The sequence below is a fragment of the Streptomyces sp. NPDC127117 genome, assembly GCF_042677325.1.
Classification (GTDB): Bacteria; Actinomycetota; Actinomycetes; order Streptomycetales; family Streptomycetaceae; genus Streptomyces.
The window spans coordinates 1-13,203 of the sequence record NZ_JBHXTM010000015.1 but is presented as its reverse complement, the minus strand read 5'-3'; the positions used below and the strand labels follow the sequence as shown (position 1 = coordinate 13,203).

The 13,203-nt window shown below is 70.6% G+C and carries 12 protein-coding genes and 1 riboswitch; of the genes, 4 read left to right on the top strand and 8 right to left on the bottom strand.

Going from position 1 to position 13,203, the window contains the following annotated elements:
- The first annotated feature begins 67 nt into the window (after positions 1-67).
- Genes ACFVH0_RS15475 through ACFVH0_RS15465 form a run of 3 tightly spaced genes read left to right on the top strand, consistent with a single transcriptional unit; the run spans position 68 to position 3,164 of the window.
- The gene (locus tag ACFVH0_RS15475; RefSeq protein ID WP_385820572.1) at positions 68-883 is read left to right on the top strand and encodes an STM4013/SEN3800 family hydrolase; all 816 of its coding nucleotides are present in this window, start codon (positions 68-70) and stop codon (positions 881-883) included.
- A complete protein-coding gene (locus ACFVH0_RS15470; RefSeq protein WP_385820323.1) occupies positions 880-2,235 on the top strand; it encodes an STM4012 family radical SAM protein in 1,356 nt (451 codons plus the stop codon). The genes ACFVH0_RS15475 and ACFVH0_RS15470 overlap by 4 nt, the downstream gene beginning before the upstream one ends.
- An 8-nt stretch (positions 2,236-2,243) precedes the next feature.
- The gene (locus ACFVH0_RS15465; protein ID WP_385820321.1) at positions 2,244-3,164 is read left to right on the top strand and encodes an STM4011 family radical SAM protein; all 921 of its coding nucleotides are present in this window, start codon (positions 2,244-2,246) and stop codon (positions 3,162-3,164) included.
- A 48-nt stretch (positions 3,165-3,212) separates the two neighbouring features.
- Here ACFVH0_RS15465 and ACFVH0_RS15460 read toward each other — a convergent pair whose 3' ends face one another.
- From ACFVH0_RS15460 to ACFVH0_RS15450, 3 genes are all read right to left on the bottom strand, one after another.
- The gene (locus ACFVH0_RS15460; protein WP_385820319.1) at positions 3,213-4,058 is read right to left on the bottom strand and encodes an SGNH/GDSL hydrolase family protein; all 846 of its coding nucleotides are present in this window, start codon (positions 4,056-4,058) and stop codon (positions 3,213-3,215) included.
- Positions 4,059-4,246: 188 nt separating this feature from the next.
- Entirely contained in the window at positions 4,247-5,179 is a 933-nt protein-coding gene (locus tag ACFVH0_RS15455) for a peptidoglycan DD-metalloendopeptidase family protein (RefSeq protein WP_385820317.1), read from the bottom strand.
- Between the two features lie 3 nt (positions 5,180-5,182).
- Positions 5,183-5,339, bottom strand: a riboswitch (cyclic di-AMP (ydaO/yuaA leader).
- Between the two features lie 294 nt (positions 5,340-5,633).
- The gene (locus ACFVH0_RS15450) at positions 5,634-7,730 is read right to left on the bottom strand and encodes an alpha-galactosidase (protein WP_385820315.1); all 2,097 of its coding nucleotides are present in this window, start codon (positions 7,728-7,730) and stop codon (positions 5,634-5,636) included.
- A gap of 225 nt (positions 7,731-7,955) precedes the next feature.
- Between ACFVH0_RS15450 and ACFVH0_RS15445 the strand changes: the two genes are divergently transcribed.
- Positions 7,956-8,762 carry a tyrosine-protein phosphatase gene (locus ACFVH0_RS15445; RefSeq protein ID WP_385820313.1) on the top strand — a complete coding sequence of 269 codons (807 nt, stop codon included), beginning with the start codon at positions 7,956-7,958 and terminating at the stop codon, positions 8,760-8,762.
- 15 nt (positions 8,763-8,777) lie between these two features.
- Here ACFVH0_RS15445 and ACFVH0_RS15440 read toward each other — a convergent pair whose 3' ends face one another.
- From ACFVH0_RS15440 to ACFVH0_RS15420, 5 genes are all read right to left on the bottom strand, one after another.
- Positions 8,778-8,945 (bottom strand): DUF6126 family protein, encoded by a 168-nt coding sequence (locus ACFVH0_RS15440; protein WP_164495316.1) that lies wholly within the window; start codon positions 8,943-8,945, stop codon positions 8,778-8,780.
- Positions 8,946-8,978: 33 nt separating this feature from the next.
- Entirely contained in the window at positions 8,979-9,587 is a 609-nt protein-coding gene (locus ACFVH0_RS15435) for a helix-turn-helix domain-containing protein (RefSeq protein ID WP_385820311.1), read from the bottom strand.
- Between the two features lie 83 nt (positions 9,588-9,670).
- A complete protein-coding gene (locus tag ACFVH0_RS15430; RefSeq protein WP_385820309.1) occupies positions 9,671-11,068 on the bottom strand; it encodes an aspartate aminotransferase family protein in 1,398 nt (465 codons plus the stop codon).
- Complete coding sequence (gene dxs, locus ACFVH0_RS15425; RefSeq protein WP_385820307.1) at positions 11,065-12,966, bottom strand: 1-deoxy-D-xylulose-5-phosphate synthase; 1,902 nt, start codon at positions 12,964-12,966, stop codon at positions 11,065-11,067. The genes ACFVH0_RS15430 and dxs overlap by 4 nt, the downstream gene beginning before the upstream one ends.
- A 26-nt stretch (positions 12,967-12,992) precedes the next feature.
- Positions 12,993-13,203, bottom strand: a 211-nt coding sequence (locus ACFVH0_RS15420) for a flavodoxin-dependent (E)-4-hydroxy-3-methylbut-2-enyl-diphosphate synthase (RefSeq protein WP_385820304.1), incomplete at its 5' end; no start/stop codon positions are given.

The following is a 13,203-nucleotide window of genomic DNA, read 5'->3' as shown; positions in this document are numbered from 1 at the left end:
GCCGGGCACGAACGAGCTCGACACGAACGGGCCCGGCACGAACGAGCCGCACATGGGCGAGCCGGACATGACCCAGATCGTGGGCAGCCACGATCTGCTGCTCGTCACCCTCGACACACTGCGCTACGACGTGGCGGTGGAGCTCGCCGCCGAAGGGCGCATTCCGAATCTGGCGCGTCATCTGCCGGGCGGTGGCTGGGAGCAGCGGCATGCGCCGGGAAGCTTCACCTACGCCTCCCACCAGGCGATCTTCGCGGGATTCCTGCCGACACCGGCTGGACCTGGACCGCACCCCAGGCTGTTCGCGGCACGCTTCGCGGGCAGTGAGTCCACCGCCCCGGGCACCTTCGTCTTCGATACGCCGGACCTGCTCTCCGGCCTCGCCGGCGTGGGCTACCGCACGGTGTGCATCGGCGGCGTCGGCTTCTTCAACCGGCAGCCGCCGCTCGGCTCCGTGCTGCCGGACATGTTCCAGGAGAGCCACTGGGAGCCGGAGTTCGGTGTGGCGTCGCCCACCTCCTTCGAGGCGCAGGTGGCCCGTGCCGAGCAGGTCGTCGCCGAACTCCCGGAGGAGCAACGGCTGTTCCTCTTCGTCAATGTGTCCGCCCTGCACCAGCCCAACTGGTTCCACCGGCCGGGCGCCACCCGTGAGGCGGGCGACTCCCGCGCCACCCATGCCGCGGCCCTGGAGTACGTCGACGCCCACATCGGCAGGCTCTTCGCCGCCGCGAGCAGCCGCCGCCGGTGTTTCGCCATCGTCTGCTCGGACCATGGCACGGCGTACGGGGACGACGGCTACACGGGGCACCGGCTCGGTCACGAGTCCGTCTGGACCGTTCCGTACGCGCACTTCTTCCTGGACCCGGGGGCCACCGCACCATGAGCCGTACCACGACCGCCGCACCGGCCGTCCGGCCGTACCAGAGCTATGTGTACGCCTACCCGCACAAGACCGCCTACCGGCCGCTCGCCGACCGGCCGGAACTGCGCGGGCTGTGGGCGGACGAGCGCAAGGACGCGCTCTCGCTCTACCTCCACATACCGTTCTGCGAGGTCCGCTGCGGCTTCTGCAATCTCTTCACCCGGATCGGTGCTCCCGACGAGCTGACGACCCGGTACCTCGACGCGCTGGACCGGCAGGCCACCGCGGTCCGGGACGCGCTGGGTGACGACGGGCCGGTGCGGTTCGCCGCGGCGGCGTTCGGCGGGGGTACGCCCACGTTCCTGACCGCGGCGGAGCTGGAGCGGCTCTGCGACATCGCGGAGAAGCGCATGGGCGCCGATCTGCGGTCCGTTCCGCTCTCGGTCGAGACCTCGCCGTCGACCGCGACGGCCGACCGGCTGGCCGTTCTCGCCGACCGCGGTACGACCAGGATCAGCATCGGGGTGCAGAGCTTCGTCGAGGCCGAGGCGCGGGCCGCCGTGCGCCCGCAGCGGCGCGCCGACGTGGAGGCGGCGCTGGACCGGATACGCGATGCCCGTATCCCGGTCCTCAACATCGACCTGATCTACGGCATCGACGGCCAGACCGAGGACAGCTGGCGCGCCTCGCTGGACGCGGCGCTCGGCTGGCGGCCGGAGGAGCTGTATCTCTACCCGCTGTACGTGCGTCCGCTGACCGGGCTGGGACGGCTCGGTGCCGACGGCGAGACGGCGGCGGACGCGGCCTGGGACGAACAGCGGCTGCGGCTGTACCGCGACCACCTCCTGGCCCACGGCTACGAGCAGGTCTCGATGCGGATGTTCCGCCGCTCCGACGCCCCGCGGACGGACGGCCCCGACGACTACGCCTGCCAGACCGACGGCATGATCGGCCTGGGCTGCGGCGCCCGCTCGTACACCACCGAGCTGCACTACTCCTTCGACTACGCGGTGGAGATGCGGGAGGTGCGGGCGATCATCGACGGCTACGCCGCCACCGAGGACTTCTCGCACGCGGAGGTCGGGCGGTACGTCGACGACGACGAGGCGCGACGGCGTCACCTCCTTCAGTCGCTGCTCCAGGCAGAGGGGCTGCCACTGGCCGACTACCGGGAGCGGTTCGGCACCTCGCCCGCCGACGACTTCCGCCACGAGCTGGCCCGGTTCGAGGCGCGTGGCTGGCTCGACGGATCGGCCGGGGCGTCCGGACTGCTGCGGCTCTCCCCCGAGGGCCTGGCCCACTCCGACGCGCTGGGCCCGGAGCTGTTCTCCCCCGACGTACGTGCCGCGATGGCCGCGTACGAGTTGAAGTGAGTACGCCGATGGACCTGACGATCCTCTACCGCGGGCCGCTGTCCTCGTGCGACTACGACTGTCCGTACTGCCCGTTCGCCAAGCGGCGCGACAGCCGGGAGCAGCTGCGTGCCGACCGGGCCGCGCTGGAGCGGTTCACGGCGTGGGCCGCGGCGCAGACCGGTGACCGGATCTCGGTGCTGTTCACCCCGTGGGGCGAGGGCCTGGTCCGCTCCTGGTACCGCCGTGCGCTGGTCGAGCTCGCGCGGTTGCCGCACATCCACCGGGTCGCGATCCAGACCAACATCAGCAGCCGTACGGGGTGGCTGGCCGAGGCCGGTGAGGCGGGCCGCGAGAAGATCGCGCTGTGGTGCACGTACCACCCGGGGCAGACGCCGTTCGAGCGGTTCCTCACCAAGTGCGAGGAGCTGGCCGCGCTCGGCATCCGGCACAGTGTCGGTGTGGTCGGGCTCGACGGCCATCTCGACGAGGCACGACGGCTGCGCGCCGCGCTGCCGGACGAGGTCTACCTCTGGGTGAACGCGGCGGAGGGCCACACGTATTCGGACGAGGAGGCGGACCGCTGGACGGCCATCGACCCGCTCTTCCCGTACAGCCGGTATCCGCACCGGTCGGCCGGGCTGCCCTGCCGGACCGGTGAGTCGGTCATCTCGGTGGACGGTGAGGGCACCGTGCGGCGCTGTCATTTCGTACCGGCGGAGCTGGGCAGTCTCTACGACGGGAGCTACCGGCGGGCGCTCGGTCCGCGCGCCTGTCCGCTGGCGGTCTGCGACTGCCACATCGGCTATGTGCACCTGGAGACGCTGCCGCTGTACGACGTCTTCGCGGGCGGGGTGCTGGAGCGGATACCGGCGTCACCACTGCCGTTGCCGGCGTCGCCGCTGCCGTTCCCCGCGTCCTCGCTGCCGTCCCGCACCGGACGGGCCTGAGCATCGGGCCCGTCCTGGTGCGGCAGAGAGCGCTGCGGGTCAGTACACCTAGAGCGGCAGGAGGTCGGGGCGCTTCGCTTCGACGTGGTCGCCGGAGGACTCGCCGCGCAGCCGCCGGCCGATCCACGGGACCAGGTACTCACGCGCCCAGTGGATGTCGTCGCGCCGCACTTCGAGGGTGCCGCGCTGTGCCTGCGGGGGCCATTCCTGGTCGGGGTCGGCCGGCACGTCGATGCCGAGGACCTGGGCGGCGCGCAGCGCGACCCTGGTGTGCCCCTCGGGCGACAGGTGGAGCCGGTCGTCGTCCCAGGCGCGCCGGTCCTGGACGGACCGCAGCGACCACAGGTCCAGGACCGGGCAGTCGTAGCGGTCGGCGATGGCCCGCACGTGGGCGGTGTACGTGGCGATCTTGCCGCGCAGATGGCGCAGCACGGGAACGCCACGGGTGTCGAAGCCGGTGGTGACCATGACCGTGCCGACCGCCCCGGTCAGCTCGGCGACCGCGCGCTCGAAGCGCTCGGCCACGTCGTCGGGGTCGGTGCCCGGCCGGATGATGTCGTTGCCGCCCGCGCAGAAGCTCACCAGGTCGGGTGCGAGCTCCTTGGCGCGCGGCACCTGCTCCTCGACGATCTGGTCGAGGAGGCGTCCGCGTACGGCGAGATTGGCGTACCTGAAATTCCCGTGCGCGGAACCTTCCGTGCCCGTCGCCGCATCGGGGTCCGGAAGCTGGTCTGCGAGGAGTACCGCGAAACGGTCCGCCCAGCCGACGAAGGTCCCGTCGGGGCCGGGGTCGCCGACTCCCTCGGTGAAGCTGTCGCCAATAGCCGCGTACGACCCGATGACGCCCTGTCGGTTGTTGACGCCACGTTGGTTTTTTCTCGAATCGTCTGCCACAAACGCTTATCCTGCACCGCCGAATGTGACCTACGCGACCGTAATAAGGGGTTGACGGGTGGTGAGATAGACCACCCGGTCAGTTTTTGGTAAAGGGGGAATAAGTGAAGGGGCGGTGCGCCGCCGCGCACCGCCCCTTCCGTGTTGCTCAGTTCATGCTTTGTGGCTCAGCCGCCCGGCCGTTCGGCTCAGACGGAGATGCCGTGCGAGGCCAGGAAGGCGATCGGGTCGATGTCCGAGCCGTACGCCGGGCCCGTGCGGACCTCGAAGTGCAGGTGCGGGCCGGTGGCGTTGCCGGTGGCGCCGGAGAGGCCGAGCTGCTGACCGGCGCTCACGGCCTGGCCGGTCGAGACGGAGATGGAGGACAGGTGGCCGTACTGCGAGTAGTGGCCGTCGGCGTGCTTGATGACGACCTGGTTGCCGTACGCGCCGCCCCAGCCGGCGGCCACGACGGTGCCGGAGGTGATGGACTTGACGCTGGTGCCGGTGGCAACGGGGAAGTCGATGCCGGTGTGGCTGCCGCTGGACCAGTTGGAGCCGGAGGCGCGGTAACCGGTGGTGTGGTTGCCGGGGACCGGGTGGACGTAACCGGAAGCGCTGCTCTGGGTGGCTGCCGGGGCGGCGGCCAGCGCCTTGGACTCCGGGGCGGCGGACGAGGTCTTGGCCGGGGCGGACTTCTCGGCGGCGGCGGAGGGAGCCTTCGACGGGAGGGACGAGCCGGTGCCGGCGCCGGTGGGCGCGGCGTTGCCGGAGGCCTTGCCACCGAGGGTCAGCTTCATGCCCGGGAAGATCAGGCTGGGGTCCTCGCCGACGACCTTGCGGTTGTCCTGGTACAGCTGCTGCCAGCCGCCCTTGATCTGGTGCTCGGCGGCGATCTTCGACAGGTAGTCGCCGGAGACGACGGAGTACGTCGTGGTGGCGGCCTGCTTCTGCGCGACGGGGGCGGCGTGCGTGGCGGCGGCCGACTGCGGCGCGGCGGCCGGGGCGGCCTGCTCCGCGGCCTGGGCACCGGTGGCGCCGAGCAGCGGCAGTGCGACGACGGCGCCGCCGGCGCTGACCGCGGCGACGCCACGGGCGATGGTGCTGAGCTTCGGACGACGGTGCTTACCCGATATGGGCATGGCGTATTTCCTCTCCGGCGCCTGCGAGGTGAGCTGTCGGGTTCGGGCTGGAGATGCCCGGCCGCACTGAGTGCGACTTCACCCCGAGCCGGCCGGATTTCTCCGGCCGGCGGCTTACCTGGTTCCCCCGCTCCTGCCACGCGATGAGTGGATGTGAATTCCGGGCGGCGGCAGGATTAGGCGGTCCGTCCGGATTGCGGTGACCGTAAGCGAGTCGGGACGACGAGAACAAGCCATGGGTTCCACGCCGGAATCCGCGCCGGGAAATCGGCGCGGAATTCCGGTAACACTCCGTGGATTAAGGATCTTGGCATTCCGCGCCGCACACGGATTACCCGACCACCCCGTCACCACACACCGTCACGGATATGATCCCGCTCACGAGGCGACCCTCATGTCCCTTATGAGCGGGCCAAGTTCACACAAGAGCCGCATTACGGACATAAGACACCTTTCACCCGCGTCGGAGCCTCAGCACCCGTGCGTCGAGATCACCGCGAAGTCCGGTGTGCAGCCCCTGGTGCAGCAGCGTCGAACCGTGGTGCACCGCCCCCGTGTCCAGGCAGGTGTAGGTCGCCTCGGGGTCGAGCCCGCGCAGCCGCAGGGCCGGGGGCCGCTCCCCGTACCGCTGTGCCTCCAGCCACATCAGGACCACGGCGTCGTCCCCGTGGACGTACTGGATCGCGCTGAGTCCGCCGCGCGGTTCCCGCAGCCGGTACAGCTCGCCCTGCTGCACGACGGGCCGGATCTCCTTGTAGAGCTCCACCCAGGTCCGGGCCTCGGCCAGCTCCTCCTCGCTCCATTCGGTGAGATCCCCGCCGACCCCGAGCACTCCCGCCATCGCGCTCACGAACCGGAAGCGCAGTGAGCTGACCCTGCCGTTGAGCTGGTCGTTCGGGCTGTCGGTGACCCAGGCGGCCATCACCCGCGCCGGATGGAGGTGTCCGAAGCCCTCCTGGATGGCGAGCCGGTCGAGCGGGTCGGTGTTGTCTGAGGTCCACACCTGGTCGGTGCGGGACATGATCCCCAGGTCGACCCGGCCGCCGCCGCCCGAGCATGACTCGAACGCGACCGTGGGATGCGCGGCCCTGAGCCGGTCGATCAGTGCGTACAGGCCGTCCACGTGCTCGACCCAGAGCTTCTGCGGGTACTCCTCGCCCGGCCAGCCCGCATCGGTGAAGCAGCGGTTGAAATCCCATTTCACATAGTCGATGGGGGTGCCGGAGAGCAGCGTGTCCAGCTGCTCCCAGAGATATGCCCGCACATCGGGGCGGGCCAGATTGAGTACCAGCTGGTTGCGGTACTCCGTCCGCGCCCGCCCGGGGAAGTGCTGAACCCAGTCGGGATGGGCGCGGTAGAGATCGCTGTCGGCATTGACCATTTCCGGTTCGACCCAGATGCCGAACTGCATGCCGAGCCCGTGCACTTCGTCGGCGAGCGGCTTCAGCCCACCGGGGAAGCGGTCCGGATTCGGCGTCCAGTCACCGAGCCCGGCCCGGTCGCTGGTCCGCTGCCCGAACCACGCGTCGTCCACGACGAACAGCTCGACGCCCATCGCGGCGGCCCGCTCGGCCAGGACGCGCTGCTGGTCCAGCGCGATGTCGAAGCCCGTCGCCTCCCAGGAGTTGTAGAGCACCGGCCGCAGGTTCTGCGCGTCCGGGATCACATGGGCCAGCTGCCAGGCGTGCCAGGCGCGGCTCGCCCCGCCGAACCCCTGCCCGCTCCACAGACCGGCGAAGACGGGCGTGGTGTACGACTCCCCCGGCGCCAGCCGCAGCAGTCCGGAGTCGTCGTAGCCGGCGCCGCCGGTGATCTGTACGAGCCCGTCGGGCAGCCGCTGGACGGAGATCCGCCACGATCCGGACCATCCGAGCGCGCAGCCGTACACCTCGCCGCTCTCCTCGGTCGCGGCGCCGTCGGCGTCCAGCGCGACCCATGGCAGGAACTGGTGGCCGGTGTGGCCGCGCCTGCTGGAGATGACGCTCTCGCCGTGGGCGAGCTCGGTCCGCGCGAGCCGCGACTCCGCGGCCCAGCGCCCGTGCAGCCTGCTCAGCCGCCAGCCGTCGCGGGCCGGCAGCGACCAGGCGGCCGCGTCGGCGCGCAGCAGCTCCAGCGGCGGGCCGTCCGGTCCGGCGTGGGCGACGGTGGCCCAGCGCTCCAGGACATCGGAGTCGTCCCGCATCCGGTAGTGCAGGGTCAGGGCGAGCCGGTGCACGGAGTCGGTGAAGCCGATCCGCAGTTCGTCCCCGTCCGCCTCGGCGGCGTCGAAGGCCCACTCGGTGCCCCGGACCTGCTGGGTCCGTACCGAGAGTGCCGGGCGGACGAACCTGGGGCCGCCCTCGACCGGATACTCCTCCCGGCCGTCGAGGTGGGACTCGAAGGCCCTGAAGGGCAGTTCCGGGGCCGCGGCCAGCGCCTCGGCCGCGGCGAGGCCGATCCTCGGCCCCCAGTGCAGATGGACCAGCTCGTCCTGCTCGGTCAGTCGCAGTGCGTAGCTGCTGCTCGTCCCGGTGAGCAGCCAGGTCCGGCCGGTGTTGCCCGTCTCGATCATCGCATCCCCACATTCAAACAGTTCCGCACATCATCGACCATCGGCGGGGCGTGGGCAACGGCTCGGCGAGGAATTCGCCGGGCGGATTCGCCGCGGGAGAACCGGAGTTCGCCCGGGTATCGACAGGGAAAGGCCGAGATGATTGCCTGAGGAATCAATGTCGTATCGTCGCAGGAGTGGCCTTGCCTGCGACTGGCGCCGGCACCAGACACTCCAGGAGTCACCGTGACGCAGCAGTTGCCGCAGATCCCGTCGGCGGAGCCCGAGCTGGCGGGTGTCCGCAACTTCCGCGACGTGGGCGGGCTGCCCACTGCGGACGGCCGACAGGTGCGGTACGGGCGGCTCTTCCGCAGCGGTCACCTCGCGCATGCCACCGCCGAGGACGCCTCGTTCCTCGGCGGCCTCGGGCTGCACACGGTCTTCGACTTCCGCAATGCCGCCGACCACAAGCTCGACGGGCTGGACGTGGAGCTGCCCGGCGTACGGAATGTGAGCATCCCGCTCTCCGACCCGGCGGACGGCTCGGAGTTCTGGCACATGGTCCGCAACGGCGATGTCGAGCAGCTGCGCTCGATCCTCGGCGACGGCAAGGGCACGAACCGCATGGTCGCCTCGTACCGCTCGATCATCCGGGACCGCACCGCCGAGCACAGCCGGGTACTGCACGCCCTGGCCGAGGACAGCGTTCCCGCCCTGATGCACTGCGCGGCGGGCAAGGACCGGGCCGGGCTGTCGATCGCGGTGTCGCTGCTCGCCGTCGGCGTCGAGCGCGAGGCCATCGAGGCCGACTACCTGAAGTCCAACGACGCCCACCGCCGCTACAAGGTGCGGCGCAGCGACACCTCGGCGGACGGCATGTCCGCCGAGGTGATGGAACTGCTGAACCCGCTCTTCGGCGCCCACGCCGAATACCTCGCCGCGGCCTTCGCCACCATCGAGGAGACCTGGGGCAACACGGACCGTTACTTCTCCGAGGGCCTGAAGCTCGCCCCCGAGACCCGGGAACGGCTGCGCGCCCGGCTCCTGGACTAGGGCGGACGGTCCAGGTCAGCCCTTGCCGGCCACCGCGAAGAGCAGGTAGAGGAAGGCCGCGAAGATGTGTCCGGCAATGAGGTAGGCGAACAGCCTGATCACCACGCCGCGCGGAAACTTCCGCTCCTGGGCCTCGTAGTTCTTCTTGGACCCCAGCGGGTCGAAGTTCTCTGAATCGGACATGACGGTCCTCTCTGGCGACCGGAGGAACCGGTCTCAGCGACGGTGGATGCCGCTGCCGAGGCACAGCTCGGCGGCGGGGCTCTGCATCAGGGTGTGGACGAAGAGCAGCTCGGCACCGTCGCGGTCGACGGCCGTGATCCGGTGCGGGGTGAGCGAGTCGAAGTGTGCGCTGTCGCCGGGCGCGAGGTCGTGCACGGTGTCCCCGAGCCAGACCCGGAGGTGCCCGGCGAGCACGTACAGCCATTCCTCTCCGGGATGGACGCGCACGAGGTCGCCCTGGGCGCCGTGCGGGACGCGGACGCGGAGCGCCTGCATGGCCCGGCCGGAGCCACCGGCCTGCTGGTACATCCAGCCGTCCGCCTCGGCTCCCTCGAACTTCCCGCCGCGGATGATCGCGTCACGTTCGGGGGGTGTCTCGCCGAGCAGTTCGGAGACCGTCGTACCGTAGATCCTGGCAAGACCGAGGAGCATCGGCAGCGAGGGCTGGCGACGGCCGGTTTCGAGCCGGGAGAGATGGGCGGGCGAGAGCCCCGCCCGCTGAGCGGCGGTCTCCAGGGTGAGACCACGGCTCCGGCGCAGATCGCGCAGGCGTGGCGCGATTCCGGGCAGCTCGTCGGCCGCCCCTCCGTCTGGAGGATTCATGTACCCATTGGGCCAGGAGCCTGCCTGAGAGGCAAATTTCTTGCCTCTCAGGCAAAACCCTCAGGATCGACGGCTCTCCGGGATCAGCGGTTGGCGACCGCCTGCTTCACCAGTGTCCTGCCGAAGTCCCACATCAGTCCGCCGCCGCTGTGCGCGTCGTCCATCACCGCGGTGAACGCCGTGACGAACCGGTCGACGTCCGCCTCGTCGATCACCAGCGGCGGAATCAGCTTGATCACTTCCAGGTGGTCGCCCGAGACCTGGGTGAGGATGCGGTGCTTCTGGAGCAGCGGCACCACCACCATCTGCGCGAAGAGCCCCTTGCGGGCCGCCTGGAGCATGGTCCAGCGGCTGCGCAGCTTGAGGGACGACGGCCGGCCGAACTCGATGCCGATCATCAGCCCCCGCCCTCGCACCTCGTGCAGCAGCTCGTAGCGGTCGACCAGCGCGGTCAGCCGGTCGCGCAGCAGATCACCGGTGCGTCGCGCATGCGCGACGGTCTCCTCGTCCTCCATCACCGCGAGGACCGCGAGCCCGGCCGCCATCGCCTGGGCGTTGGAGCCGAAGCTCGCGGAGTGCACCAGGACCCGGTCCATCGACGAGTAGACGCGGCGGAAGATCCAGTCCTTGCCCAGGGTCGCCCCGACCGGCACATAGCCGCCGGAGAGGGCCTTGGCGACACAGACCAGATCGGGCTCGACGCCCTCCTCGTGCTGGTACGCGTAGAAGTCGCCGGTGCGGCCCAGGCCGGTCTGCACCTCGTCGGCGATGAGCAGGGCCTTGTGCTTGTGCAGCAGCTCCTGCGCCTCCCGCAGGAAGCCGGGCGGAGCGGTGTGCACGCCCTTGCCCTGGATCGGCTCGACGACCAGCGCCGCCACGTCGCCGCGCTTCAGCTCGCGCCGCAGGGCGTCGAGATCGCCGAGCGCGATGGCGGTGTCCGGCAGCAGGGGCGCGAAGCCGTCCCGGAAGCCGTCCTCGCCGTTGACCGAGAGGGAGCCGGTGGTCAGCCCGTGGAAGGCGTGGGTGCAGTAGAGGATCCTGGGCCGCCCGGTGGCGTAGCGGGCGAACTTCAGGGCCGTCTCGACCGCTTCTGTGCCGCTGTTGCCGAAGAAGACCCGGTCCAGGTGCGGGCTCTGCGCGAGCAGCCGCTCGGCCAGCAGTCCCGGCAGCGGCTGGCAGTCGAAGCGGGTGAGGTCGGCGAGCGAGGCGTCCAGTACGTCGTGCAGCGCCTTGCGTACGACGGGGTGGTGCCGGCCCAGGCCCATCACCCCGAATCCGGCGAGCATGTCGAGGTAGTCGTTGCCGTCCGCGTCCCAGAAGTGTGCGCCCTCGGCCCGTTCGTAGACCTTGTCGAAGCCGATGGTGTGGAGCATCCGGGGGAGCTGGTGATTGAGGTGCCTGGCGTGCAGCTCGTAGCGTTCGGCGCCGCGCTCCGCGAGGAGCCGCGCCAGGTCGAAGCCCTTGGGCCCGTTGTCCTTCATGCCCCGCTCTCCTCGGTCCTTGTCGCCGCCTCCTTGGCGGCCAGTGCGGCACTGATCCGGCCGGCGATCTCGACCGGGGTGAGCCCGATGTCCGCCAGCACCTCGGCACGCTTGCCGTGCTCCAGGAACTGCTCGGGGATGCCGAAGGTGCGCAGCGGTATGTCGACGCCGGCGTCCCTCAGCGCCTGCCCCACCGCCGAGCCGACGCCACCCGCCCGGCTGTTGTCCTCGACGACGGCGACCAGCCGGTGCCGTCCGGCGAGCGGCGGCAGTGCCTCGTCGACCGGCTTGACCCAGCGGGGGTCGACGACGGTGCAGCGGACGCCGGCCCCGGCCAGCAGATCGGCGGCCTTCAGACAGACCGGGGCGAGTACGCCGACGGCCACGAGCAGCACATCGGGGTCCTCCGTGCGGTGCAGCACGTCCATGGAGCCGATCCGGCCGACCGCCGGGACCGGCTCCCCCACCGACTCCTTGGGGAAGCGGATCACGGTGGGCGCGTCGTCGACGTCGACGGCCTCGCGGAGCTGGGCCCGGAGTTGGCCGGCGTCGCGCGGGGCGGCGATCCGCAGCCCGGGGACGACCTGGAGCACGGACATGTCCCACATGCCGTTGTGCGAGGGCCCGTCGGGTCCGGTGACCCCGGCCCGGTCGAGGACGAAGGTCACCCCGCACCGATGCAGCGCGACATCCATCAGCAGCTGGTCGAAGGCCCGGTTGAGGAAGGTGGCGTAGACGGCGACGACCGGGTGCAGGCCGCCGGTGGCCAGTCCGGCCGCGGACACGGCGGCGTGCTGCTCGGCGATGCCGACGTCCCAGACCCGGTCGGGGAACGCCTCGGCGAACTTCGTCAGCCCGACGGGGTGCAGCATCGCCGCCGTGATCGCCACGACGTCCGGCCGCTCCGCGCCGATCCTGGCGATCTCGTCGCCGAACACCGATGTCCACGAGGGCCCGCCGGCCGGGAAGAGCGGTGCACAGGTCAACGGGTCCATCGCGCCGACGGTGTGGAAGCGGTCGGCCTCGTCCCGGAGCGCGGGCGGGTAGCCGCGGCCCTTCTCGGTGAGGCAGTGCACCAGCACCGGGCCGTGGAAGCGTTTCGCCCGGTGCAGGGCGGATTCGACGGCCGCGATGTCATGACCGTCGATCGGCCCCAGGTACTTGAGCCCGAGGTCCTCGAACATGCCCTGCGGGGCGAAGGCGTCCTTGAACCCCTTCTTCGCGCCGTGCAGCGACTCGTACAGCGGCTGTCCGATGACGGGTGTCTGCCGGAGCACGTCCTTGCCCCAGGAGAGGAAGCGCTCGTAGCCGTCGGTGGTACGGAGGGTGGCGAGGTGATCGGCGAGGCCGCCGATCGTGGGGCCGTACGAGCGCTCGTTGTCGTTCACCACGATGATCAGCGGGCGGTCCTTCGCGGCGGCGATGTTGTTGAGCGCCTCCCAGGCCATCCCGCCGGTGAGGGCCCCGTCGCCGATGACGGCCACGACGTGGTCGCTCCGTTCCAGCACCTGGTGGGCCTTGGCGAGGCCGTCGGCCCAGCCGAGCACGGTCGAGGCGTGCGAGTTCTCGATGACGTCGTGCGCGGACTCCTCGCGGGACGGATAGCCGGACAGGCCCCCCTTGCCGCGCAGCTTGGAGAAGTCCTGCCGTCCGGTGAGCAGTTTGTGCACATAGCTCTGGTGGCCGGTGTCCCAGAGGATGCGGTCCACGGGCGAGTCGAAGGCCCGGTGCAGGGCGATGGAGAGCTCCACCACCCCGAGGTTGGGCCCCAGATGACCGCCGGTCCTGGCCACCGCCCGAATGAGGAACTGCCTGATGTCCCGGGCGAGTTCGTCGAGTTGTGCTTCGCTCAGCGCCTTGAGATCGTGCGGCCCCCGGATGCTCTCCAGAATCGTCACGCTCGGGCCCCCTCTCTGGTTCTGTTTCAGCTCACGGTGACGGTGGGAGCCCCCGACGGCGTACCCGGCGCGTCCGTGCCCTCGGCGATCTTCAGGGCTTCCTCGATCAGCGTCTCGACGATCTTCGACTCGGGCACCGTCCTGATGACCTCGCCCTTCACGAAGATCTGCCCCTTGCCGTTACCGGACGCGACACCCAGGTCCGCCTCACGGGCCTCGCCCGGACCATTGACGACA

Excerpts from the sequence above, each read along its gene's own strand:
- ACFVH0_RS15475 (WP_385820572.1), top strand. The coding sequence starts at position 68 with ATGACCCAGATCGTGGGCAGCCACGATCTGCTGCTCGTCACCCTCGAC.
- ACFVH0_RS15470 (WP_385820323.1), top strand. The coding sequence starts at position 880 with ATGAGCCGTACCACGACCGCCGCACCGGCCGTCCGGCCGTACCAGAGC.
- ACFVH0_RS15465 (WP_385820321.1), top strand. The coding sequence starts at position 2,244 with ATGGACCTGACGATCCTCTACCGCGGGCCGCTGTCCTCGTGCGACTAC.
- ACFVH0_RS15455 (WP_385820317.1), bottom strand. The coding sequence starts at position 5,179 with ATGCCCATATCGGGTAAGCACCGTCGTCCGAAGCTCAGCACCATCGCC.
- ACFVH0_RS15450 (WP_385820315.1), bottom strand. The coding sequence starts at position 7,730 with ATGATCGAGACGGGCAACACCGGCCGGACCTGGCTGCTCACCGGGACG.
- ACFVH0_RS15440 (WP_164495316.1), bottom strand. The coding sequence starts at position 8,945 with ATGTCCGATTCAGAGAACTTCGACCCGCTGGGGTCCAAGAAGAACTAC.
- ACFVH0_RS15435 (WP_385820311.1), bottom strand. The coding sequence starts at position 9,587 with ATGAATCCTCCAGACGGAGGGGCGGCCGACGAGCTGCCCGGAATCGCG.
- ACFVH0_RS15430 (WP_385820309.1), bottom strand. The coding sequence starts at position 11,068 with ATGAAGGACAACGGGCCCAAGGGCTTCGACCTGGCGCGGCTCCTCGCG.